Origin of the sequence: Paractinoplanes rishiriensis (assembly GCF_016862375.1) — a bacterium.
Lineage (GTDB): Bacteria > Actinomycetota > Actinomycetes > Mycobacteriales > Micromonosporaceae > Actinoplanes > Actinoplanes rishiriensis.
In genome coordinates this window covers 24,918-50,595 of the sequence record NZ_BOMV01000106.1, presented here as the reverse complement: position 1 = coordinate 50,595, position 25,678 = coordinate 24,918, and the positions used below count along the sequence as shown (strand labels likewise).

At 66.5% G+C, this 25,678-nt stretch carries 15 protein-coding genes; 7 read left to right on the top strand and 8 right to left on the bottom strand.

What is annotated here, in order from left to right:
- Positions 1 to 5: 5 nt before the first annotated feature.
- The gene (locus Ari01nite_RS44995) at positions 6 to 2,669 is read right to left on the bottom strand and encodes a PHP domain-containing protein (protein ID WP_203790364.1); all 2,664 of its coding nucleotides are present in this window, start codon (positions 2,667 to 2,669) and stop codon (positions 6 to 8) included.
- 645 nt (positions 2,670 to 3,314) lie between these two features.
- Entirely contained in the window at positions 3,315 to 3,992 is a 678-nt protein-coding gene (locus tag Ari01nite_RS44990; RefSeq protein ID WP_203790362.1) for a GNAT family N-acetyltransferase, read from the bottom strand.
- Positions 3,993 to 4,412: 420 nt separating this feature from the next.
- Between Ari01nite_RS44990 and Ari01nite_RS44985 the strand changes: the two genes are divergently transcribed.
- The 7 genes from Ari01nite_RS44985 (at position 4,413) to Ari01nite_RS44955 (ending at position 16,953) form a co-directional block, all read left to right on the top strand.
- On the top strand, positions 4,413 to 5,810 hold the full coding sequence (locus tag Ari01nite_RS44985; RefSeq protein ID WP_203790360.1) for a UDP-N-acetylmuramoyl-tripeptide--D-alanyl-D-alanine ligase: 1,398 nt from the start codon (positions 4,413 to 4,415) through the stop codon (positions 5,808 to 5,810).
- A 92-nt stretch (positions 5,811 to 5,902) separates the two neighbouring features.
- Positions 5,903 to 6,289 carry a hypothetical protein gene (locus tag Ari01nite_RS44980; RefSeq protein ID WP_203790358.1) on the top strand — a complete coding sequence of 129 codons (387 nt, stop codon included), beginning with the start codon at positions 5,903 to 5,905 and terminating at the stop codon, positions 6,287 to 6,289.
- Between the two features lie 207 nt (positions 6,290 to 6,496).
- Positions 6,497 to 6,802, top strand: coding sequence for a hypothetical protein (locus Ari01nite_RS44975; RefSeq protein ID WP_203790356.1), 306 nt, complete (start codon positions 6,497 to 6,499; stop codon positions 6,800 to 6,802).
- A 186-nt stretch (positions 6,803 to 6,988) separates the two neighbouring features.
- The gene (locus Ari01nite_RS44970; RefSeq protein WP_203790354.1) at positions 6,989 to 13,171 is read left to right on the top strand and encodes an RHS repeat-associated core domain-containing protein; all 6,183 of its coding nucleotides are present in this window, start codon (positions 6,989 to 6,991) and stop codon (positions 13,169 to 13,171) included.
- Between the two features lie 167 nt (positions 13,172 to 13,338).
- Positions 13,339 to 13,692: a hypothetical protein gene (locus tag Ari01nite_RS44965; RefSeq protein ID WP_203790352.1), complete on the top strand. Its 354-nt coding sequence runs from the start codon at positions 13,339 to 13,341 to the stop codon at positions 13,690 to 13,692.
- Between the two features lie 1,270 nt (positions 13,693 to 14,962).
- Positions 14,963 to 15,520 (top strand): ATP-binding protein, encoded by a 558-nt coding sequence (locus Ari01nite_RS44960; protein ID WP_203790350.1) that lies wholly within the window; start codon positions 14,963 to 14,965, stop codon positions 15,518 to 15,520.
- Positions 15,436 to 16,953, top strand: a complete 1,518-nt coding sequence (locus tag Ari01nite_RS44955; protein WP_203790349.1) for a hypothetical protein — start codon at positions 15,436 to 15,438, stop codon at positions 16,951 to 16,953. The genes Ari01nite_RS44960 and Ari01nite_RS44955 overlap by 85 nt, the downstream gene beginning before the upstream one ends.
- Positions 16,954 to 17,115: 162 nt before the next feature.
- Here Ari01nite_RS44955 and Ari01nite_RS44950 read toward each other — a convergent pair whose 3' ends face one another.
- The 6 genes from Ari01nite_RS44950 to Ari01nite_RS44925 form a co-directional block, all read right to left on the bottom strand.
- Positions 17,116 to 18,999 (bottom strand): hypothetical protein, encoded by a 1,884-nt coding sequence (locus Ari01nite_RS44950; protein WP_203790348.1) that lies wholly within the window; start codon positions 18,997 to 18,999, stop codon positions 17,116 to 17,118.
- Positions 19,000 to 20,150: 1,151 nt separating this feature from the next.
- Positions 20,151 to 21,560, bottom strand: coding sequence for an amidophosphoribosyltransferase (gene purF / locus Ari01nite_RS44945; protein WP_239163557.1), 1,410 nt, complete (start codon positions 21,558 to 21,560; stop codon positions 20,151 to 20,153).
- Positions 21,561 to 21,658: 98 nt separating this feature from the next.
- Positions 21,659 to 22,540 (bottom strand): class I SAM-dependent methyltransferase, encoded by an 882-nt coding sequence (locus tag Ari01nite_RS44940; RefSeq protein WP_203790347.1) that lies wholly within the window; start codon positions 22,538 to 22,540, stop codon positions 21,659 to 21,661.
- Entirely contained in the window at positions 22,537 to 23,523 is a 987-nt protein-coding gene (locus Ari01nite_RS44935) for a hypothetical protein (protein ID WP_203790346.1), read from the bottom strand. The genes Ari01nite_RS44940 and Ari01nite_RS44935 overlap by 4 nt, the downstream gene beginning before the upstream one ends.
- A complete protein-coding gene (locus Ari01nite_RS44930) occupies positions 23,520 to 24,566 on the bottom strand; it encodes an aminotransferase class I/II-fold pyridoxal phosphate-dependent enzyme (RefSeq protein WP_203790345.1) in 1,047 nt (348 codons plus the stop codon). The genes Ari01nite_RS44935 and Ari01nite_RS44930 overlap by 4 nt, the downstream gene beginning before the upstream one ends.
- A complete protein-coding gene (locus Ari01nite_RS44925) occupies positions 24,563 to 25,672 on the bottom strand; it encodes a radical SAM protein (protein ID WP_203790344.1) in 1,110 nt (369 codons plus the stop codon). The genes Ari01nite_RS44930 and Ari01nite_RS44925 overlap by 4 nt, the downstream gene beginning before the upstream one ends.
- Positions 25,673 to 25,678: the final 6 nt, after the last annotated feature.

The following is a 25,678-nucleotide window of genomic DNA, read 5'->3' as shown; positions in this document are numbered from 1 at the left end:
GAACGCTAGTTCATCGACGAGCCGAGCTTGACGGTCCGGCGTTTGAAGGGCACTGGGCCGCCCTCGAGGTGATACAGCGTCAGCGCGTTGAGGTCGTGACGTTCCAGCGAGCCGGTGGCCTCGACGACGCCGTTCTTCGCGTCCGAAGTGAGGGTGATGATCATTTCGGCGTCGGCGGAAACGACGAGGCCGGGGCTACGGGTGGCGAAGATGTACTGTCGGCCGCCGCGTAGGTCGCGAAGTTTCGCCACGAGGTATTCCTCGATCCATGGTGCGTGGAGCGCGTCCTCGGGCTGGTCGATGATCAGCGGGTCGGTGCCGTCGGCGAGGGCGATGATGAGGATCGCGGTGCACTTTTGGCCGTGGGCGAGGCGCTCGATCGGCACATAGCCGTCGTTGGCGTGCTTGCGGAATTCGACCGAGAGACCGTCATGCAGGTCGAGGGTCTGCACCCGCAGGAAGTCCTCAATGGCGCCCTTCTCCCGAACGTGTTCGAACAGGGTCTCGACGTGCTTGCGCTCGGCACCGGTGGCGGTGCACACGCCGTCGACATCATCGGCGAGGAACGAGCGGACCAGTTTCACCGGCAGGGTCTTCTCGCAGATCACCCGCAGAACGGGGGCACGTAGGTGGGAGCCCTTGGCGATGGCCGTGAGTTCGGCCAGGTAGGCCGAGTCGTCGTTCTCGGAGAGCATCTTGATCCGGACGATGCCGCCCATCAGCTTGTTGAGCGCCTTGATCCGGTCCTCGCGCCGCTTCCGGCGCGCCTTGCGCGCATCGATGAGCTCGGCGAGCAACTCTTCCCGGTACGACGTGGCCGTGGTCAGGTTCGGAAGGAGCTCGTCGTTGAGCTGGGTCTGCTGCGCGTCGAGCTTCGCCTTCTCGGTCTGGAGTTCGACGAGCCGGGTGCGCAGCGCGGCGAGGCCCTTGTTGTCGACGTCGATGCGGCTGACCGCTTCGGCGAGTTCCCGGTCGAACGTCTGGTACCGCTCGAGCCACTCCTGTCGGATGGCCACCAGCTCCTTGTTCACCACCAGCAGGACCTGGGCCAACTGCGCGTTGGCGGCCTCGATCGCCTCGCGCAATTGCGAGTACGCCGCCTGCGCCCGCTGGTAGAGATCCCGGTTGTCGGCGATAGCCGACGAGCGCCGGAACTTGTCCCCGCTGTCCGTCCGGGCGGTGACCTTCAGCTCAGGGATGCCGACGACCGGCTCGAAGAGGGCCTTCTCCGCGCTCCACTTCGCCTGCATCTTGATGGTTTCGCCGTCGAACAGGCCGGACAGTTCCGCCAACCGGTTCTCGACGTCCGGAAGGGTCTCTAGCCTGGCGCGGACCTGTGCGATCTTGGACTCGAGCGAGCCGATGAGCCGGCCGTTGTCGTCGAGCCGGTCGGCTGCGTCTGCTTCCCGGATTTCGAACTCGGTCAGGTCGAGCGCGGCGTCGATGAGCGCCATGCGTCCGACGGGCGTCCGGGCATACTCGATCACCTCACCCTGCGAGAATCCGGTGATCGCGATCCGGCCGGACAGTCCGGTCAGCTGTTCGGTGTCGCCGATGAACTCCGGCTGGGTGGAGCCGTCCTCGAAATACGCCCGGCGTACGAGGCACCGCGCGTGGCCACGGGTGAGCACGACCTCGACCGTTGAGCCGGAGGTGAGTGCGTACTTGAGCCGGGAGTCGACCTCGTTGCGGACCTGCGGGAAGTCGCCGACGTCGGTCTGCTGGTCGAGGGCGAACCGCACCAGTTCGATCAGCAGCGACTTCCCGGCGCCGGTCCCGCCGAGCAGGCAGTTGAGGTCGCACGAGAACTGGAACTGCTGCCCGTCGAGAAACCCGCCGGTCACGGTCACCGACTCGATCACCGTGTGCTCCGGCACTCCGGGCTTGTCCAGGCGGACCCGCAGGGCCGGATCCGCCAGCGCATGCCGCAGGCCACACAAGTCGGGCCGTGACGCCTTGATCCAGGTCCGGCGGTGGCCGATTCCGTGCAGGACATGACAGCTCGCGCCTGAGGCAGTGGTGTCGGAGCTGCGGACGACCGCGAGTTCGCGGCGACCCTTGACCCGTACCTTGAGCTTCTCGGCCTCGGCGAGGTCGACGATCTCGACCGCGCCGATCGCGTCGTCGAGCAGGGTCTGGTTGATCCGGTCGGCGACGGCGAGGCGGAGCAGGCCTTTCTCCCGGTCGGCGTGCGCCGGGATCGCCAGGCCGCCCCGGGCAGCAATGATCTTCGCGGTGTCGGCGAAGCCCTTGTCCAGGGCCTTGTGCAGGTCGCCGTGGTCGGCGCGGACAACGCCGAGTTCGACGAGCACGTCCTCGAGATGCTGAGCTGGGGTGCCCTCCTCCCAGACCGCGAGAAGATGCCCTTCGGCCGTACTAAGCTCCAGACCTGGCAGCACCACGAGGGTCGTGTCGCGCGCGGCCTCGGCCATCCTGTCGCACCAGCCGGCCGTGTTGTGGTCGGTGACGGCGATCGCGTGAAGGCCAGCGGTGATCGCCGCGTCGACGATCTCTCGGGGTTCACTCGCGCCGTAGGTGTGCACGTCGACATCACCCGAGGCCGGCGTGTGGACATGGAGGTCGACAGCCCAGAACCGCGCGGGCCCATGCTTGACGCCCGCCGACGATGCCGCCCTGCCACTCTCCGTTGTTGCCGTTGCTGACGTCAAGCAGTCTCTCCGTGATCATTCGCCGTCGGCTGAGCGTCCGGCTCGACACCTTAACGCGCAGTGACCCGAAGAAGAGACGACACTCGCCCATTCATCCGAACGGGTGCCAACCTGATGTTGCCTCACCTGACCATCAGTTCGACCAGGCGTCCGATCCCCCGAGACGTTCCGGCTTGGCGGGGTGGTCGGCCGCACCGGTCAAGGACGCTCGTGTCCACCTGCCGCAGCACCGCTCCTATGCGTCCTTCGATCTGGCGAAACGAGACTCGCCTCGGTATCCGGGATCACCGGCACCACCATCAGGCGGGTCCAGGCGTGCGGCCAGACCGGTTTCGTACATGCTCTTGATTACGGGTCGTTCACGCCAGCCAGGCCCCGCCGGAGCGCGCTCCCGACGTATCTGACGGCGTCAGCCGCGATGCAGACGGCCGTCACGAACACGACCACAGCTTCTCCTCGGTGCCCGCCGCGGAAGAGCGGTCCGGCGAGGTCGCGGGCGGTGCCGTACGCCTCTGGGCTCGACGCCCGCCCTCGGCGGTCACTCCTCTGCGGCAGGGAATACCGCAGCATCCGAATTCTGCACCTGCACCGATCAAATAGGCTGCGAGATACTGCTCGCTGGTCGGAACCAGAACCCTCGATCTGTCACCTCCACCGGACGAAAAGCCTTTCGCCAGGCATCGGGTGAATGCTCAGCGGGAAGCCCAACAGCCCGGCTAGGTGCAGCGGCTCGCCTGCGCCGAGGACGTCGAAGCCCAGCCGGCTGTAGTAGCCGTCCAGTCCGCTGTCCTGGTTGAACTGCCCGTAGAGGACGTGCCAGCCCAATTGCTCGTACAGCTGCGCGCAGCGTCTGATCAGTGCCGCTCCCAGGCCGATCCCACGCGCCTCGCTAGCGACCGCTACGCCCTTGAGCTTCACGACGGCCAGCGCCGCGGACATTACCTGCAAGACCCCGACGCCGGCGTCGAGCGCGCCGTGCAGGACCCGCACCGGGGGGAAGGCCATCAACGCTCCCTTCGGCGGGCCACCGCGCGGCGCGACGACCAGCACGGTGGACAGCCCGACGCACGGCTCTCGCAGGGTGCCGCTGATCGACAGTGCCTCTACGGTCTCCCGTAGCAGCGAGTCGGGTCCGCCGGATAACCCTCGCTGCAGCCCGAGAGCGAGCCGGGGGTCCCGGGCGAGCATCTCGGCCTCCTGATCCAGCCCATGCTCGGCCAGCGTCAGCAGTCGGCCGGCGGCGGTCGCGTCACCGGGACCGGCCAGCTGGATGCGATGGCCATCGGGTCCGGGCCAGCCAGTGCGTAGATCCCGCTCGGTCACCGGTGGCCGGCTTGGCGACTGTCGGCGGCGTGGCGGTCGCCGCTTGCTCTTCGGCATTGCGCGGTCACTGCAGCGATCGAATCGACATGCACCTATAGTTACCTTCACGTCACTCTTTGTCTACTGCGAGTTACAACGGACCCGAGGAATACCGCAAGCTTGAAATACCGACACTGCACCGGTTCTGTGCGGCATCGTGGTCTACGACCCGGTGCTGCGACGCAGGCGGGTCAGCGTCGTCCGCTGGGCGCCGCCCTCGGCGAACCACTCGGCGATAACCGATGTCGCGCCGAGGCGGCCCGTCACCCCCTCCCTTTCAGCTGGCGGTACCACCGGTTCGGACGAAGCGACACGCCGCGACCCGCATCGGGTACGGGCCAAGCGCAGTAGCGCCGGCGGTAGCCTGCCTGGGTGGTGCCGATGACGCTCGACCAAATCGCCCGCGCTGTCGGCGGGACGGTCCACGACGGTGACCCCAACGCCCGCGTCGACGGCGCCGCCACCGTCGACTCCCGCACGATCGAGCCAGGCGGCCTGTTCGTCGCTTTGGCCGGTTCCCGCACCGACGGACACGATTTCGCGGCGGCCGCAGCAGCCGCGGGTGGGGCTGCAGCGTTGACCGTCCGACCGGTGGGCGTCCCAGCGATCGTTGTCGACGACGTGCTTCTCGCGTTCGGCCGGCTCGCCGCGGCGGTGGTCGACCAGGTTCCGGGTCTGGTGGCGTTCGGGGTGACCGGCTCGGTGGGCAAGACCACCACCAAAGACCTGCTCGGCCAGCTGCTCACGGGGTGCGGGCCGACGGTCGCGCCGGCGGGAAACCGGAACAACGAGATCGGCGTCCCGGAAACCGTCTGCCGGCTGACCAGCGGCTCACGGTTCCTGGTCGCCGAGATGGGCGCGCGCCACCGCGGCGACATCGCGCACCTGTGCGCACTGGTCCGTCCCCGAGTCGGGATCGTGCTCAATGTCGGTACGGCGCACCTCGGCGAGTTCGGCAGCAGGGAGGCCATCGCCCATACCAAGGGCGAACTCGTCGAGGCCCTGCCGAGCAACGGCCTGGCCGTGCTGAACGGCGACGACCCGCTGGTAGCCGCCATGGCCGGCCGCACCGCAGCCGCCACTGTCACCTTCGGCCTCACCGCGGCGGCTGACATCACCGCCGACACGATCGAGATGAACAGCGCCGGCGAGCCGTCATTTCAGCTGCGCACACAGTCCGGGAGCGCCCCGGTCCGGCTCCAGCTGCACGGCGAGCATCTGATCCCCAACGCGCTCGCCGCAGCGGCCGCGACCTTTCACGTCACCGACGACGTCGACGCGGTCGCTGCCGGGCTGAGCGCGGCTGTGCCGGTGTCGGCCGGGCGGATGCGCGTCACTCACCGCTGTGACGGCATCACCATCGTCGACGACTCATACAACGCGAGCCCGCCGGCGATGGCGGCCGCGTTGCTGGCGTTGCGTTCGATGGCCACCGGACGCCGCGCGGTCGCGGTGCTCGGCGAGATGTACGAGCTCGGCGAAGCGGCCGGTGCCGAGCACACGACGGTCGGCGAGCTGGCCGCCCGTGCCGGCGTTCAGGCGCTGATCGCGGTCGGTGGCAACAACGCGCGCCGGATCGCCGATGCCGCCGTAGCCCGTGGCATCGAGGTCGTCCACGTACCAGACCGGGACGCCGCCATGCCTGCGGTGTGCGAGGTTCTCCGGCCCGGCGACGTAGCCTTGATCAAAGGATCGAACGGGGTCGGTCTGCAAGCCGTGGCGGCGGCGCTCACCGATGCGGCGGCCAGCAGCGGCGGCAACCTATCGGCACGCCGATGAACGAGTCAGGCTTCCCGTACGGTCCCATCGCGTGAGCAGCTGGCGGACAACGAGTGGGCGAGACGGCGCCCGAGTCGCCAGAGTGACAGCCGATGATCGATACGCTGCTGCTCGACGTGGAGGGGGTGGTGCAGTTTCCGCGGGCGCAGTTCGTCGCGGACATCGAGCGCGACTATCGCTGGCGCGCCGGTTACCTCGCGTTCGAGCAGGAGCTGCTGCACGATCCTGGCGAAGCCCGGGCCCTGGTTGGCGATGGTGATCTGCTCGACGTCGTGGCACGTGTGCTCGCCGGTCACGTCACCGGTGTGACGCCGCGGCAGTTCCTCGATCGCTGGCTGGCCGAGCGCATCGAACCCAACCACGAATTGCTCGATCTGCTGCCTCGTCTGAACGTCACGCAGATCTTTCTGATCACCAATCAAGAAGTGCGGCGCGCGGCAGCCGGATCAGACAGGTCTACGCGACTCGCCCCGGGATAACCGGCATTCTGATGTCGCACGAACGCGGATGCCGGAAACCGCAGCAGGCATTCTTCCAAGCCGTTCTGGCGCGCGTTGCCCGACGCCCCGGCCAGGCGCATTCTCTGGATTTTAATGATCTTGGATGCGGCGCGGACGGCCTGAGACCCCACCAACGCCTACACGGCTGGCCATGGTGGTTCGATCCGGACCCGGTTGCCTCTTGGAATGTTATTCGCGAACAATGGCCTGCCCGCTCTCACCGTGGCCGGCGCCGACCTGCGTACCCGCGGCGACTTGGGCTACGAAGGGGCAGCCGGCACCGTCACCGCCGCGTTCAAGAAGCCGCAAAACGGCGGCCTGCCGCTCGTCCAGCAGAAGTTCAACATTGCGCACAATCGCTTACGCGCGACAGCTCCCTGGACGACGTTTGAGTATCTTTCAGGGTCGCCTGCGCGGATGATGCTTCACCGGATGATCGGCCAGATTCAGCTCCGGCAGAGTGGTCCCTATCGGTGCTTCTCTCTGTCGTGAATCGATAGGCATGACTTCTGCCGCCGGGTCAAGAGCCTATTGCTCTGAGTGAGCTGGGCGTAGCGTTCCGTCCCGCTTGAGATCTCGGTTGAGGGGCGGTTGTCGATGTATCGCATACCGGGCGGGTCACGGGTTGTTCTTCCCGGGCGGAGCGGCCGCTTTCGCCCTTGCTCAAGGTCCGGATCGTTGACCGGCTCGCCGGGATTGCTGACGGTGGTGCTGTCCGCGATGGCGGTGCGCCTGCAGTGGTGTCGGGCCGTGGTGCTGGTCGTCTCCGTTCTGACCGTGGTGGCGTACGGTGCGGTCGCCCCACGTGCAGCGGCAGCTGAGCCCCCGGCGGCGTCTGCGGCTGCAGGTGGGATGTTGGTCCGCGACGACCGGGTCGCGGCCCGGCTTGCTGCGCGCAGCAGTGGTAAGAAGGTTGAGGTTCTGCGGGAACGCACTGAGGTGACTCAGATTTTCGCGAATCCTGACGGATCGCTGACGATGACCTCGTCGGCTCGTCCGGCGAGGGTCAAGCGCCCCGACGGTTCGTGGGCGGCGATCGACGCGACGCTTGTGGCTTCTGGCGACAGCATCAGGCCGGTGGCTACGACGGTGGATCTGACTTTCTCCGCCGGCGGATCGGGGCCTCTGGTGAGCGTCGGGTACGGCGGTACACGGCTGGACGTTGAGCCTCCGGCCGTGTTCGGCGCGCTGCGCCCGCCGGTCATCGACGGTGTTACCGCTACCTATCCGCAGGTGCTGCCGGGAGTCGACCTCCGATTGACCGCCGACGGTCAGGGCTTCTCGGAGGTGCTCGTCGTCAACGACAGCAAAGCCGCTACGGACGAACGGCTGGCTAAGATCACGTTCCCGGTGACGGTGACCGGGGGTGAACTGAGCACTGATACTCACGGCAATCTGCGGGTCGTTAGCCAGAAAACGAAGAAACCGGTCATGGTGGGTGCAGCTCCGAGCATGTGGGACTCCTCGGCTGCCGGTCCGGGTGCACAAGCGGGCGGACGACGCGCGACGCTGGCCACCAGCGTCACCGCGCAGTCAATTAGCGTCACGCCGGATCGTGCCTTGCTCAACGATGCTCGCGCCGTCTACCCGCTGTACATCGATCCCGGCGTCACGGTGAGCTCTGCGGCGTGGTCATTGCTGGAGTCCGCCGATCCCAACACGGCGTACTACAACACGTCGTCGCTGGCGAACATCGGCACTTACAACTCGGGCACGGATAAGTTTCGTTCGGTGTTCGGCATGGCGTCGCAGCCGCTGAACGGCACTCACATCTTGTCAGCGTCATTCCGGATCCATCAGGTCAACGCGTGGGACTGTGACTCCATGCCGTTCGAGCTCTGGTCCACCTCCGCGATCTCTTCGGCGACAACCTGGAATAACCCGCCAGTCTGGAACTCGCTGTTGGGCACCCAGTCGTCGGGCGCCGGCGGTGACGCCTGCCCTGCCGCGGATGTTTCCTTCCCGATCACCTCCACTGTGCAGGCGGCTGCGGACGCCGGCGCCGCGAACACGTGGCTGGGAATCCGGGTGAACTCGGCATACGAGGCAAACAGCGAGTACTACAAGCAGTTCGACAACAACCCGGTGCTAGATGTCACGTACAACACGAAACCGGCGACACCGTCCGGGCTGACTTTGTCGAACTGCTATACGAGTTGTGCGAGCCCTTGGAAGGTCTCGTCTAACAAACCACAGTTCTCCGCGATCGTCACCGATGGCGACAGCGGCCAGCGAGTTCAGGCCGAGTTCCAGATCCGGCAAGGCAGCACCGTAATCGCCAGCGCGCTGTCGAACTCGGGCACGGGTGGCTCCTGGGTTCATTGGACCCCGTCGGCCGCGCTGACCAATGGCCAGTCGTACACCGTGCGAGTTCGCGGCTATGACGGTGTTGATTACTCGGGTTGGTCTGCGGACACGACCTTCAGCGTGGATACCACCGTGCCTGCAGCGGCCACGGTGACCAGTACCGCCTACCCGTCCGGAGTCTGGTCCGGCGGCGCGGACCAGGCTGGCTCGTTCACCTTCGGCACGAACACCGATTTCGCTGGCTTCGTCTATGGACTGGACGAGAACCCGCCGATCACACCGGTCCAGGCCACCTCCGGCGCGGCCACCATTTCCTTGACACCGGAGGTCGACGGGCCGCACACGCTGTACGTACGCTCGCGGGACGCGGCCGGTAATTTGGGCCCGGTGACCTCGTACGTGTTCATGGTCGGGCAGGCCGCGCTCATCCTGCCGGGTAAGGGACAGGCGGTCATTAGTACAACCGGGGTGCAAGCCGTCGCGCCGGCGGCTGCCACCGGGTACACGCTGCAATGGAGGCGCGCGGACACAGACAGTTGGACGACCGTGCCGACCAGCGACGTAGCGCTTGCCGTTGGTGGCGGGGCGGTGTCCTGGCCACAGTCACGAGTCTCGGGCGCGTTCCCGAAGCTAACGTGGAACGTGGCGAAGACGTTCAACGACGCGGAGGCCGGCGCGACGGCCCTCGACGGGCCGGTCCAGGCGCGTGTGCTGGCCGCCGGTTCGGGGGCTACGTCGACACCGCTGCCGTTCATCCTGGACCAAGCCGCCGAGCAGGCGGGTACCGCGGACGTCGGCCCGGGCTCGCTCAACCTGATCACCGGCAACCTCGCGGTCTCTGCCACCGATGTGAACGTCAGCTCGTACGGCTCGGATCTGAGCATCGGCCGTACCTTCAATACCCGGTCGGCAGCTGTAGCCGATCCGTCAGGCATGTTCGGCGCTGGGTGGATCAGCACGGCCGCAGTGGCACAGGCCCAGTCTGATTACACCGGATTGACCGTCACCGGATCGGTGGTACAGGTCGGTACGGAAGACGGGTCCTTAATCGGGTTCACCGCCAAGAGCGGCGGAGGATTCAGCTCGCCACTCGGTTATGAAGACCTGACCTTGTCCCATCCCAACTCCGCCACCTACCTATTGGCGGACCCGGACGGCAATGTCACCACGTTCACCGTTCCCAGCGGCTCGTCGCTGTTCAAACCCACCGCGATCGACACTCCCGGACTTGCCCAGACGACCACGACGTCGTGGGAGACGGTGACCATCGGCTCGGCCACGGTGACCCGGCCGACCCGCATCCTCGCCCCGGTCCCGGCTGGCGTGAGCTGCGGTAGCGGCACAGCCGGCCTGGTCAAGGGATGCCGGGCACTGAGCATCACGTACGCGAGCACGACCACTGCGACAGCAACCGTTTCCGGCGACTACACCGGCCGGGTCTCCCAGATCAGTTTCGTCGCCTGGGATCCTGATCTCGCCACCCCGGCGATGCGGACCGTGGTGGTCGCGAAGTACGCCTACGACAACAACGGGCGGCTGGTCTCGCAGTGGGATCCGCGGCTGGACCACGGCGGCGGTCAGCACCTGGCCGTCACTTACGGATACGACAGCAACGGCATCCTCAGCACCATCACTCCCATCGCGCAGCAGCCGTGGCAACTCAGCTTCACCACCATCCCCGGCGACACCGGCACGGGGCGCCTCAAGCAGGTCAGCCGCTCCGCCCTGACCGCGGGAACGGCCACCGCGACCGCCGTGTACCAGGTACCCATCGCGGGTAGCGGCGCCCCCTACGACCTGTCCGCCACGCAGACGAGCCGATGGGGGCAGGCCGAGACTCCGGTACAAGCCACCGCGGTGTTCGGCCCCGACCAGGTACCGAACGGCTCACAGAGCACCGGCACCATGCCATCGTCCTGGACCCGCGCGCACATCACCTACATGGACACCTCCGGGCAAGTCGTCAACACCATCGGGCCGGGCGGCTTCACCAACACCAACTGGTACGACGCGACAGGTAACGTCGTACGGTCTCTCACCGCCACGAACCTGGACCGGGCCCTCAATGCCAGCACCACCGACACAACCGCCGAGGAGGCGGCACTGGCCGGCCGGTACTCCACCACCTACCGGTACGAGGCGGCCGGCCGCCGGCTGAAAGAGACGTTCGGGCCCGAGCACGACACAGCCGTTCCGAACGGTTCCGGCGGCTGGGTCGAGCAGCGGGCCCGCACGCACACGGTCCTCACCTATGACGAAGGCGCCCCCACCGGCGGACCCTACGACCTTGCCACCACTTCGATCACCGGGGCCCGACTATCAGACGGCACCGACTCGGACATCCGCACGACCACCACCGCATACAACTGGACGCTGCGAGCCCCAACCTCGGTCACCACCGACCCGACCGGCCTGAATCTGACGGCCCGCACCACGTACGACACGACGACCGGACTGCCTACGTCGACAACAGCACCGGCCGGCGGCACGACGACCAACACACCACGCACCACCCAAACCGTCTACTACACGGCCACCGCCAACAGCACCTACAGCACGTGTGGCAACCACGCCGAATGGGCCAACCTGGTGTGCCTTGTCCGAGCGGGCGGAAACCCATCGGCCGGAGACCCGATCCCGGACAAATTCACCACCTACGATCTATACAATCAGCCCGCCGTGATTACCGAGAAGACGCCCTCGGGCACGGTCCTTCGTACAACTGCAAACACCTACGACGCGGCAGGACGTACCCTGACGGTGGCAACCACAGGCAGCATCGGAACCGCGCTGCCGACGACTAAGAACATCTATGACACGGCCACCGGTCTGCTCACCCAGACCCAGTCGCTGTCCGGAACAACGGTCACCGCATCGATCGCCCGGGTACATGACACCTTGGGCCGCATCACCTCATACACCGACGCCGACAACGTCACAACCACCACCACATATGACGTCATGTCACGGGTCGCAACCGTCAATGACGGCAAGGCGACACAGACCCGCAGCTACAACGACCAAGGCCTGGTATCGCAACTCACTGACTCGCAAGCCGGCACGATCACCGCCGCGTACGACCCGGACGGGCTCCTGATCTCGAAAGGCCTGCCGAACACCTTGACCGTCTCAACGGTGTACGACGAAACCGGAGCCGCGGTATCGCAGTCAACGAACACGCCAGGGTGCACACCCGAGACCGACTGCATCGACGTCGACGAGCAGGTCACCACGACCGCGCACGGACAGTGGGCCACCCACTCGAGCGACCTGTCGGGACAACAATTCACCTACGACAAAGCCGGTCGGCTCACCGACACCCTCGACTACCTGCAGCCGTTCTCCGGGTACTCCGGATGCACGACCCGCGTGTACGGGTTCGACACTGCCAGCAACCGGACCGGGTACTCCCGCTATGCGCCCGCGCCCGGCGGCGGATGCCAGACCAGCACTGCGACGGTGACCCGCACCTTGACATACGACACTGCGGACCGGGCTACAACCAGCGGGTATGCCTACGACGCACTTGGTCGCACGACCACCGTCCCATCGGCGGACACGTCGAACGGCGCCGGGAACCTCACCGTCGGGTACTACACCAACGACCTGGTACGCAGCATCACCCAGGCCGGGTCAACGACAACGTACACCCTCGACGTGATTTCCAACCGAGTCCGGTCCCGGACCACTCCGGCGTCGAATATCACCGAACACTACGCCAATGACGGAGATGCGCCGTCGTGGACGGCATACGACACCGAGTACGCGCGCCACATCGCTGGCCCGGACGGACTACTGGTGATGACGTACGACACCTTCGACGACGAGCTGAAAACCCATCTAACGACCTTGAAGGGTGACGTCATCGGCATCGTGACTGGCAGCACCGAGCCGGTCATCGACGCGATGTACGAAACCGATGAGTACGGTGTACCCCGCGACCCGGCAGACATCGGCGACGTACGGTACGGCTACCTCGGCCAGCACCAGCGGTCCACCGACAACCCCGCCGGAATCTCCCTCATGGGCGTACGCCTGTACAACGCCGCAGCCGGACGATTCCTCACCGTCGATCCGATCCACGGCGGAAACGCCAATCCCTACGAATACTGCAACGCCGACCCCGTCAACTGCACCGACCTCAGCGGACAGATCAGCTTCCCCATGAACCGCAGGGAAAGATCTCGCTGCTCGACCCACAAAATCGAGTGCGCCACGTACGTCCTCACGAGCGCTTGGGCGTTGGCCTCCGCCAAAACAGCTTTCCCCTTGAATAAGGGAAAAAGGAATGCTTACCGGCACTGCATCTGGCAAGGCTTGTTGAATTTCCAGCTTGGCCGTAACTCTGCTGCAGCCTGGGGCACGGCTCACGAGTACGGGGACGACCGGGTTCAAAGCAAGATTGATCAACACAACAATTACTGGGGCCTCGGAGTCGGAGACTGGGCACGTATCCGCTACCGAAACTTCCCAGGTTTGGCAAAATCCTATATATGCGGACGCTGCATGGAACTCATCCGTAGCGGGCACCTCAACCTGAAAGGCAACGGATGACAGGAACATGGAGCCGCGCCATAACGTCTGCCGCAATTGCACCCCTTCTACTTGGAACAACACCTGCATGCAGTTCCGCCGAAGCCACTTGGTCCTGCGACGAGCAAGTCAAGATTGCGAATGAACTATCCCAGGATCCAGCCCTAGCAGCGGTCAAGGTGGATCACGTGAGAGTGGAGGCCTACCAAAGCTATCCGTGCAAGGAAGGACACGACGGCGAAGGCATCAACGCCGGTAAAGAATTCACCATCAGCACACCCTTGACGGTGGAACAATTACAGAGCGTTGGCGTCGAAATGCTGGACGAGAAAGAATGGGTCGAGGTTACCAGATTAGCTTCTGCCGCGCCCGGATCAGGTGGAGACTCTGCCATTTGCTATCACTCGAAGAAGTCTGACCAGAATCTGTTCCTGCAACTTGTCTCTGGGACGACGCCGAATGAGTCTAACGTGCCACCGCCACCGTTCCTACTTGTAGAGTTGACCCGAGTCGACACGAACTCAAGAATGTGCGAGTACTAAGTAGCCATTTCGAGCAAGGAGCCGGCTGCTGACGGTTGTTATGTCGTGTGGTCGCGCTCGATGTGGAGGATTAACCACCATTCGCTGGTGTACCCGGGAGGCTCTGCGCGTCTCCCGGGCGGCCATTCGGCACTGCTGCGATGTGCTCTTCACGGTTGCAGGTGACCCGTGACGCTAATACTCATCCTCCTCGGCGGGCCAGGCCAAGAAGACCGAGGGCATCGACGCTGGCCATCGGATTCCTTCGTAGGTTGACGCGTCGCGGGAGGTTAGAAGAGGTGCCCTTGCTGCACGCCGTTGGTGGGCGGACCGGTGCCGGCGAGCTGACGCATTGGGCCAGCTGTGCCCAACCGTGACGGGCGCACCCGTCGGCGAGCAGCCGGACGAACACCTTGCTGGTGACCTGGGCATGGGCCAGTGCGCGGTGCCGGCCCGCGGGGCTCGGGATGTCCAGGTGGGTCAGCAGGCTGTCGAGCGCGTAGGAGGGCAGGCCCGGGTGACAGGCGCGGGCCAGCCGGACGGTGTCCAGGACGGCAGCAGCAGCCAGGGTCGGACAGGCGTGGGCGTAGCGGCGACGTTCTCGACTACGGCCGCAGTGCCGGCCTGCTCGATCGGCTGTCCGGCAGCTTCACCCGGCACGCCTCGCACCGCATCGCCGTCGAGCACAGCGACGACGAGGAGGCCGGCAAAGCGATCCGGAATCGGTTATCGCTCAGCTGGACGCACAGGTGCACCTGCTGGGGGTCGGTTTCGTCTACAAGAGCCTGCCGCCGGAGGCGGTGGCGGCGATGTTCACGACCGCCTACATCGTGCTGCGCGACACCGGTCGGCGCCCGCGCGAGGTGTGCGGGCTGCGGCTGGACTGCATCGAGCACACCAGCGGCGAGTACAACCTGATCTGGGACAACCACAAGGGTCGTCGGCTTCGGCGCCGGCTGCCGATCACCGCCGCGACCGCGGAGGCGGTGCTGGCCTGGCGCGAGCAACGGCTCGCCCTGCCGGTTCCTAGTCGCAGCACGCCGTATCTGTTCCCGGCCATCACCAACAACAGCGGCGGCGCGCCTCTGAGCTCGGGCACTCAGCAGGTCCGTAATGATCAGTTACGGAGGGTTGACCCGGTGTCGCGTACGGCTTCGACTGGCTCTGTCAATAGCCCGTATGCGGATGGCGCAAGCGGATCTGGGGCAAGCCGGACGGCCAGCCGGTCACGACGGAAGCCAGCCAGAAAGCACCCAACATCGAGTAACCGTGATGTGACATGCTGTGTCCTATGCGGCGGGTGCATCTCGAAGCAGCAGAAGATCACGTCGAACGTCTGGCCCAGGTTAACAACCCGATCGGCGCGGTCAAAGAGCTGATCTGGAACGCCCTCGACGCCGAAGCCACACACGTCGAGGTGACTCTCACCTGCAACGACTTCGGAGGCGTCGAGAGCGTCACGATCGTCGACAACGGCAGCGGGATCACGCCCGAGGCGTGCGTGGCAGCGTTCGAACGCATCGGCGGTTCCTGGAAGAAGAGGACACGACGCACTCCGAATCTGAACCGGTTGCTACATGGGCACACCGGCCAGGGCCGGCTCCGCGGCTACGCGCTCGGCGCGCACATCCGGTGGACCACCGTCGCCGACGGCATCGATGGCCGGCAACGCTCGATCATCCGGGCGTCCGCGACCACCCGCAATGACTTCGAGATTTCCACGCCACAGCCCACCACGGAGGAACCCGGGACCACATTCGAGGCGTGGGGCTCCAGTCGAAACGCCTCGACCAGCTCAAGAGCCCTAAGGCCGTCGCTCAACTCACCACCGAGCTTGCGACCTACCTGACCGTCTACCGGGACGTTCAGGTCGTCTACGACGGCCAGACGATCGACCCTGACGCCTCGATCGAGCGCCGCGATGAGTACGACGTCGAGTTCACGCCGGAAGGCGCCCCCGCCCAGGCAGCCACCCTGCGAGTCCTGGAGTGGTCGATGAGGACCGACCGGGAACTGCACCTGTGCGACGCGGACGGCATCACGGTGGACATCACGGACGTCGGTATCCAGGCCCCCGGCTTCCAGTTCACCGCCTACGTGCTCTGGGAACACATGCCCGAGCACCACGCAGACTTCCTGCTCGGTGAAGGACGACTGGACTCTCACGTCGGCGCGCTCATCACCGTCGCGCGCGACAAACTCCGCGAACACTTCAAGGGCCGCGCCGTCGAACAACGCCACGAAGTCGTCCAGCAATGGAAGACCACCGGCGTTTACCCCTACGCCGGCGAGCCGGAGACCGATACCGACAAACTCGAACGCGAAACCTTCGACCTGGTCGCCGCCACCGTGCACCGCCAAATCCCGCGCGGCAAGAAACAGCTGAGGAGCACGCTCACCCTGCTCCGCGAGGCCGTGCGGCATCAGCCCGACACCATGCACGAGTTGCTCGACGAACTGTTCCGGCTCACCGGCGACGAGAAAGCCAACCTTAAAAGCCTTCTCGACCGGACCAGCCTCGCCGCGGTGATCAAAGCCTCGACCAGCGTATCCGACCGGCTGACCTTCCTCACCGCCCTCGGCCACATGGTGTTCGACCCCGAGGTCCGCAAGCTGGTCAAAGAGCGCAGCCAGCTCCACAAGATCCTGGAGAACGAGGTCTGGGTCTTCGGAGAACGATTCAACCTGCTCGTCAGTGACCGCTCCCTGGATGCCGTACTCGACCGGCACCTGGAGCACCTCGGCCGGCCCAACCGAAACCCCGACCCCGTACGGCGACTCGACGGCAGAACAGGCATCGTCGACCTGATGCTCTCCCGCGCCCGCAAGGACCACGACCGCCACCAGCACCTCATCGTCGAGCTCAAAGCTCCCGGCGTCACCGTGGGCCACAAAGAGATCAACCAGATCCAGGATTACGCGCTCGCTGTCCTCAACGACCCGCAGTTCGCCGACGTCCGTGTCGACTGGGACTTCTGGCTCATCACCACCACGATGACCGACTTCGCTAAGGCTAAGACCCGAAGCCCTGACCGCCCACCTGGATGCATCGAAGTGTTCCAGTCCGAGACCGCCACCGCCCGGGTCTGGCTACGGTCATGGTCGCAAGTCATCGACGACTGCCGAGAACGGCTCACCTACTTTACCGAGCAATTCGCCCATGACCCCACGGTCGACCACGCGATGGAATACCTGCACGCCCACCACAACGGCCGCATCCCAGACATCCTCGTCCCCGGTCCGCGCCCCCAGCAGGCCACCGACGAGGCAAACGTGTCCTGATCCACGCGCGTGCTGTTGCGGTCACCGCTACAACGGCAGTCTTTCGGCCGCTCGCCGTGACCGGAGAACCAGTTCGGCCCTCCCTAGCGGCAGTCCCCTGTATCCCGATTCAGGCTCGTACAACAGCGGTCACCAGCCGCCCGGCTCGCTAACCTTTACCAGTCAGGACCCGGCGAAGACTGCGCGATAGGGATCCTCTCGTCCGAGGGCTTGCCGCCAGCTGTCCATCCGTTGAGCGGTCGCCATGTACCTGTCGCGGACCGTGACCTGCTCGAGGACGGCGTCCATGGACTCGACGACTGCCCAAGCCGAAAGCTGATGGCTGAAGCGGTGCACCCGGGAAACTGCGGTGTCGGTGAACGGGCCGCCGTGCATGATGGAGTTGCGAATGCGTTCGAGCCGATGCACCGCAGCCGACCACTCAGTCTCGAGGCTGGCGGCCCAGAGCACCATGTTCCTCGGGTCGGAGACATTGCGACGGACGGTGCGCACGGCTCTGGCCGTAGTGGTCTTGGGTCGCATAAGCGACTCGATGCGCTCGACCGCATGAAGCGCCGTGGACACATTGAAGCTGGAGTACCCGTCGTGGTCGTGGCTGATCACCTCATCACGAATGGAGTTCCGGGCCTCTTCAGCACCGTGGATGATCTGCGGGGTGTGAAGGGCGTCGTTGAAGACTTCGTGCAGTGACCGCCGCATGGTGTGCTGGATCCAGGCGTACTTGAGATACTTTCCGAGGAACGTGGTCCAGTCTGTCTCGCCCGTCCGTGCTGCCACGAGTTCAATGAGTCGCACGTTCAGCAAAACGGATTTGGCGTCTCCATCCTCGGCGGATGCCTGCCACCAGTGCAGGGCGTCAACGATCTCTTTCAGCTCGGTTCTCGCCAGGGTTAGCTTCCCGGCCAGATCCGTCGCGACCTTGACGATGGTGAGCGCGGTCCCATCTCGTTCCACCGCGTACTGAACCGGGAACTCCTCGCGGGTGAAGCCGCGATGCGCGGTGATGCGGCCGTCTTCCGCGTGCAGATAGCCGAACATTGGCCTCCACGGCTTCCCGCCCCCTCTGACGGCCGCAATGGCGACCAGCGCCGCCGCATGGTTGCGGGCTGAGCGGATCGGATCGTGAAACCGCCCGACGCCGAGGTCGATCCGCGCCATGACGACGTCATGTTCGTCCTCTGCGATGACATACCCATGCAGATCTCGAAGCTCTTGAGGGACGCGCTCGACATCCTCGGGCCGAGCGGTCAAAAGTGCATGGAAGTAGGAGATGTCGTAGAGACCAATTTCCCCTTCGACGACAAGCTCGGGGTGCAGGCTGGCCTCACGGAACCCGACCCACACCACGTGATGCCGAGCCGGGGGCTCGAATCGCAGGAGCCGGCGAGCGAGATCCAACCTCGTGGCCGGGTCCGCGATGGGACGCTGCCGAATCTCCTCGAACGTCGTCGGCTCGACAGACACTTCACCGAGGTGCCGTTCAGCGCGGAAGAAACCCAGGGGATCGCCGCCCACAACACCGCGGAGACGGTCCGCCAGCTCCTTGATGTTGCGGTCGCCGGCGCGGGCGATCGCCCAGAACGCATCGCGCCGACAGTCCAACGTTTCGATCGGCGGCTCCAGCTTGTTACACGTCGCCACCATGTCCTCCCAAGCCAACGCCAACGCCTCCGACGAAGCGAGGACCGCCCGGAGCTTCGCTAATAGCTCACCTAGCGCTCGGACCTCGCTGTCGTTCTGAGCAAGTTCGCCTTTACACAGCACGAGGACTCGTCGCGCGCTGACCTCCACCACAGACGTGAGTTTCGGCCCGAGCGCCTCGTAGGCGGTTCTGAAATCCCTGACCGCCGACGCCCAGCCCGACTTGTGCAACCTCTCGTCGTAGCGTCGGGAGTCCGCACACCACGCGGCCAACTCGTCCAAGGCCAACACGATGTCAATCTGTCGATCCTGGCTCCAGAAGACCTCAGGCGACGTGAGGCACTGGCCCAACTCGCGGAACACGTCGTCTCCGAAGAACCACTCACCATCGCTGCCTCTGGACATGAACGGATCTCCTCAACAACTACGACCTGGCCTCAACACCCCGAGCCAATGGCGCTCTTGGCAAAGACCACCACGCCCTCGGCGCGCTCATGGTCTATCAGCACCAGCTGCATTTACGCTGCGCCATAACACGAACGAGTGGTCGGCAGCACCGGCCGTTGCACCGCGCGATGCGCCTTGTAGCTGCCGTGGCCAGTGGTGTGCAAGCCGACGCAACACCGCCATCGATGCGCACACATGCACAGGTGAACGTACTGACTGCGCGATCCGCGCGGTAACCAACGTCGACCGACTACTCATCGTAAGAGCGAAACGTGCTTCGCCAGAGCAGCTGTACCAGAACAGGTACGCCCGATACCCGTCAACAACGGGGTCGAGGACACTCCGCCCGACGACGCGACCGCTGGTCGGCACTGGGACACGCGCCGTACGTGTCTAACACGACGAAAATCCCCTGACCAGGGGAAAGTGCTTGACAACTGGTGATAACGAAACCGGTGTTCGCGAACGCCGGGTCGCTGAGGTACCGGATGGTGTCCGTCATGGCCGGTCTGCTCCACGGTGGACGCCGACCTGACTGATCAGCTGGACGATGGCACGGCAACGGACCTGGTTCACGCCGGTTGCTCCAGCGCCGCCGGTCGGAATCTGCTGCACGTGTCACCTTCCTCTTGTTGCCTGCCGGTCGGGCGCCGCAGCGACGGCTCCAGATTGACTTCCGGTGGTTATTGGATCAGCTGAGCACGGAGGGTCAAAATGTACGTGGCCGCAGCGCAGTAGCCGGCGGCGAAGTCGTGGGTCACGGCGCACAGCGAACGCGGGATCAGCGGCGTGGACTTGCTGTTCGACGTGCGCGGCCATGCTGAGCAGCCAAATCCACCCCCAGCTAGCCGGGCTCATGCCGCGCAGGGGGTGCCCGGCCGTGTCGGCGATGCCGGCCGCCAGCAGGTTCTCGTTGATGGCCTTGCGGAGTGCGCTGCTGGTGATCGTCCTGAGCTGGCCTCCATACTGCCATTGGAACAGCAGGGGCATCGGGGGATTCCAGATCCGCTCGTGGGGGTCGTAGGAAGCGACCGGCGGGACGGTGCCCATGCTGCTGTGGCCGGGAACTGACCGGTCGTCATCGAGCTTCGTCTGCAGATCCGTGCAATTTATCGGGTGCCCGTGCCAATCCGGGCTTCACTCGCGCCGGGAATGGGAGTGGGGTAGTCGCCGGTGAGGCAGGCGGTGCAGAAGCCGCTCTGGTCGGTGGTGATGGCGGTGAGCATCGTGTCGATGTCGAGGTAGGCGAGGGAGTCGGCACCGAGGTGGTCGCGGATCTCGTCGACGGTCATGGTGGCGGCGACGAGGGTGTGGCGGTCGTGGGTGTCGAGGCCGTAGTAGCAGGGCCACCGGTAAGGCGGGGACAGCACCCGTAGGTGGATCTCGGCGGCACCGGCGTCGCGGAGCAGGCGCATGGTGGCGCGCAGGGTTGTAGCCCGCACGATGGAGTCTTCGACGACGACCAGGCGTTTGCCGGTGACGTTGTCGCCGATCGCGTTGAATTTCAGCCGTACGGCGCTGTCGCGCAGTTGCTGGCTGGGGGCGATGAAGGTGCGGCCGATGTAGCGGTTTTTGATCAGGCCGTCGCCGTACGCGATCCCGGCGGCCTGCGCGTAGCCTTGCGCGCCGGGGATGGACGAGTCCGGGATGGGCATGACCATGTCGGCGTCGGCGGGTGCCTGCTGGGCGAGCGCGATGCCCATGCGGCGGCGGGCGGCGTGCACGCCGATGCCGGCGAGGTGCCCGTCGGGGCGGGCGATGTAGACGAACTCGAAGGAGCACAGGGCGCGCGGCTGCCCAGTGGCGAATTGGACGCTGCGGACGCCGTCATCATCGATGATCACCATTTCGCCCGGGTCGATTTCGCGGACGGTGCGGGCGCCGACGACGTCGAGGGCTGGGGTTTCGGAGGCCAGGACCCAGCCGCCGGTGTCGAGCGAGCCCAGGAACAGGGGCCGGAATCCGTGGGGGTCGCGGGCGCCGATGAGCCGGGCCTCGTCCATGATCACGAACGAGTAGGCGCCGTGTAGCCGGGGCAGCACGTGCAGCGTCGCGTCGGCCAGGTCGCTGTTGTGGTGGGTCATGTGTTGGGCGAGCAGGGCGGCGACGACGTCGCTGTCGCTGCCCGCTTCGCCCTCGCCGGTGTGCGCGGTCAGTTCGCGGGTGTTGACGAGGTTGCCGTTGTGGCCGAGGGCGAAGTAGACGCCGCCGGCGTAGCGGGAGATGGGTTGCGCGTTGTTCCAGGCGCTGGCGCCGGTGGTGGCGTAGCGGACGTGGCCGATGGCCATGGTGCCGGGCAGCGCCTGCAGCCGGTGGGAGCTGAAGATCGTGGAGACCAGGCCCATGTCTTTGTCGACGGTGACCTTGGTGCCGTCGCTGACGGCGATGCCGGCGGATTCCTGGCCGCGGTGTTGCAAGGCGTAGAGTCCGAGATAGGTCAGGTGGGCCACGGGTTGGTGCTGGTCGCGGACACCGAAGACACCGCAGGCTTCTTTGGGGCTGTCACTGCCATCTGCCACTGCGCCGACTATACGGTCAGCCGTACTGGGAGGCGAGCTGCGCGGTCCCACGTCCGGGTGGTTGCCCGCCGTTCGTCCCACCGGTGGTCTGTTATTGATCATTGGTCGCTCCGGGTGGCGGTGAAGGCGAAGACACTGCGTTCCTGGTCGGGTAGCTCGCGGGTGACGGGCAGCAGGCTGGCGGCGGCGGTCTGGACCTGGCTGGTGGGGATGCCGGGGAACACTTCGGCGGCGGTGGCCGGGATGGAGAAGAACGACAGCCGTTCCGCGGCGGTGCGGTGCAGCCGCAGCAGGGCCTGGCATCGCAGGGTGAAACCGGCCGTGGTGAACAGGTCGGTGAGGGTGGTCTCGGTGAGGATCTCGCGGTCTTCGTCGCGCGCGCTGATGGTGTGTCCGTGGCTGCGGAGCCGCTCGATCAGCATGGTCATGAGCAGGTCGTCGTGCTGCCGGTGCAGGGGCCAGCGCAGGACGTGGTTGGGCTGGAACACGGTGTCGTAGAGGCTGAACACTATGGTGGCGTCGGGGGCGAGCAGGGGCAGCAGCCCGCGTAGCAGGGCCGGTTTGTCGGCGACGTGGAACAGGGAGTTCGCGGCTACGACCAGGTCGTAGCAGCCGCGGCCGAGCGGGGCGGGCGGGTGGCCGGTGGTGGGATCGCCGCAGTGGTAGGCGATGGTCGGGTCGCTGGTGTTCCGCCGGGCGAGTTTGATCATCGCCGGGGAGGAGTCGAGGCCACTGATCGTCGCGTCGGGCATGGCACGGCGCAGCAGGCGGGTGGAGTTGCCGGGTCCGCAGCCGAAGTCGAGTACCGCTGCGGGCGGGTGCGGGGCAAGCAAGGTGAGCATGCCGGCGATGCGTTTGTGGGTGTCGTAGCGGCGGGTGTGCTGGTCGTAGGCGTCGGCACTGTCGTCCCACCAGTCGCGGCCGCCGGTGGAGAGGCCAGGTGCGGGGGTGCTGGGGGCGGGGATGCTGGGCGTGGTCATGGCTGCTGGACCTTGTTCAGCGGGCGGGCGACGACGGGGGCGTGGGTGGCGTAGAGCTCTTCCAGGAGCCGGACCCGGTGCTCGACCTGGCCGGGCAGGGTGATCTCGCGGCAGGGCTGGCCGGTGGCGTCGATGGCGGCGAACGAGCGGGTGACGCGCTGGCAGACGGCGAGTTTGCGGTCCATGTGGTCGCGGGCGTCGGTGAAGCCGAGGATCTCCGCGGCCGCCGCCGGGGTCGCTCGGGTGGTGCCGTCGGTGACCTGTTGCTGGTAGGTGGCCAGGGAGAACCCGCCGATGTGGTGCAGGTCGGGGCAGTCGATGGCGGTGGTGGGTCGGCCGGTGTAGGCGAAGCCGAGGGTGAGGATCTTCGGTGGGGTGTAGTCCTTGCGGACGAGGTGATGCTCGGTGAGGAAGGCGCGGAAGCCGGGGTCGAGGCCGTCGAGGCCGGCCCGGGTGTACTTGTCGACGGTGGCCTCGCAGTGGCGGGCGACGGCGTCGAAGGCGGCCCGGTGGTAGATCGCCATGTAGGAGTTGCCGAGCAGCAGGCCGTCGCCGCTGTAGTGGTGTGGTCCGCAGACCTCGGTGTGGGCGTCGGTGAGGATGAGGTCGTGCGGCAGCGCCCAGATCGGGGTGCCGGTGAAGACTGCCTCGTGGGTCTCGAGTGCGGGGCCGAGGGTGGCGGTGATGTCGCCGGTCACGGCGATGTCGGAGTCCATGAAGGCGAAGAACGGTTCGCCGGTGAAGGTGTCGGCGAGCCGGCACAGGGCCGTGCCGTGCGGCAGGACCTCAGGGGCGTGCAGGTCGTGGACGGTGAGCCGGTCGCTGGTGGCGGCGATGTGCTGGAGCAGGGCGACTTCGTCGGGGGTGCAGCCGTTGGCGACCAGCCGGTATCGCCACCCGGTGTGCTCTACCAGCAGGGGGGCGAACCGGGCGAGGGCGGTGACGACGCCGCGGATGTAGAGGACGTTGACAGTGGGGATCACGAGAGCTCCAGCAGGTGGATGACGGTGTCGCACAGCGCGTCGGTGGGCAGGTCGTCGACCCGCAGATGCAGATGGCCGTCGACGCCGTGATCGTCCGGTGTGCGCACGGTGGCGCCGGCCGCTCGCAGCAGGTCGGCGGCCCGCGCGCAGTCTTCCGGGACGAAGAAGACGCCGTGGCCCTGGCTGGGCGCACAGGCGATGCCGGCGGCGTCAAGCAGGGCGGTGACCAGGCGACGGTTGCGGTGCACGATGAGCCGGTTGCCGGCCAGGTGGCCGGGGTCGGCGAGGCTGGCCAGGGCTGCGGCCTGGGCGATCTGGTTGACGTCGTAGCGCAGCACCAGCGGCCCGAAGCCGGCCATGACCTGCGGGTGCGCGAGCAGGTAGCCGACGCGCAGGCCGAACAGCTGGTGTGCTTTGGAGAAGGTGCGGCAGATCAGCACCCGCGCGCCGGACGCGATGGTGTCGCGGATACCGGCGTCGAGGTGGTCGTCCTGGTACTCGCCGTAGACGTTGTCGTAGACGACCGCCGCGCCCGGCGGCAGGTCGGCGGCCAATTCCCGGGCCAGGTCGAGGTCGACGGTCGTGCCGGTGAGGTGGTGCGGGCTGTCGAGCATCACCAGCCGGGTGCCCGGGCCGGCGGCGCCGGCGATGGCGGGCAGGTTGTGGTCGTAGCCAGCCAGCGGTATCTGGTGCGGCCGCATGCCGTACGCGGTGGCGATCTGCGCGTACGGCGGCCAGGACGGCGTGGAACAGATCAACCGGCCTAACGTGGCCTCCCGATCGCCTACGTTGGCCTGCCGGTCGTCTGAGCTGGTCTGCCGGTCGGTGGAGGTGGCCTGCCGGGCGATGCAGCCGTGCAGCAGGGCTGCAGTACCGCCGCCGACCCGGACCGCGGCCTCGGGGATGCCGTAGTGGGCGGCGATGGCCTGGCGCAGCGGCCCGGCGTCCGGGGCGGGCGCCGCGCCGAGGTCGCCGACGGCGCGGACGGCTTCCACGGCAGCCGGCGACGGACCCGGGGCGTGACGGGTGGACACAGCGATCATGAGGCGATCCCCGGTAGCACGGTCAACGGCAACAGCGTTCGCCGGCCGGACTCGTCGAGGGTGATGTCGTTGCTGGTCAGGAACCGCTGGAACGAGTCCGGGGTCGCGGTGGTGGCGGTCAGCTCCTTGGCCAGCGGCGCAATCCGTTCCGCTAGGCCAGCGTCGTCGAGGCCGGCAGCCAGGTGCACGCCGAGGTGTTCGGCCCCAGTGGGACACGGCGTCAGCCAGCCCTCGACCGACAGTTTCAGGCCGTAGAAGCCTTCCTGGCAATACCGGGTGCAGGTGCGGCAGCGTTCGCCGCGGTAGGTGCTCTCGTGGCTGTCCTTGACACGTATCTGCACGCCGCCGTAGCTGAACCAGCGGATCACGCACCCCTTGCGGTGCTGCTCGACGCCGTCGCCGAGTTCGTCGGCCAGCCGGCCGGCGAGCGCGTCCAGGGGCACGAACTCCTGCAACCAAAGCCGCCTTGTCGACGGCGTGTAGTACAGGTCGAGCAGCGACACGTACGCGGTGCCGGTGTCGGCCTCGGCGTGCAGATCGGCGACGGTGCGGATGACGGCGGCGATCTGCGGCAGGTTGCGGCGCATGACCACGACGTTGACGCCGACGGTCAGCCCGGCCCGCAGGGCGAGCCGGATCGCGTCCAAGGCCCGGTCGTGATCGGCGCGCTGGCCGCGCATGATCGCATGCGACAGGCCCCGGTCGGCGGCGTCCAAAGACACCTTGATCACGTCCAGGTGCTCGGCGATCTCCGGCAGCCGCTCGGGCAGCATGCGGCCGTTGGTGGTCAGCTCCACCCGCCGGTACCAGCCGCGGGCCGCCGCCACCAGCATCGGCAGGTCGGGGTTGAGGGTCGGTTCGCCGCCGGTGAAGGCGATCCCGCCGACCACCCCAGTCTGCGCGATCGCCGCCATCGCCCGCAGGTACGCCGCGGTCGGCAGCCGCTGACCGCGCAGACCAGCCGGGACGTGGTTTTCCATGCCGGCGTCCTTGGGGCAGTAGACACAGTTGAGGTTGCACACCGCGGTGACCGAGGCGCGCAGGAACCGCAGCGTTTCGTCCGGCCGCGGATCGGCGGCCCGGTGGGAAAGCGAAGCTGTGCTCATGATCAA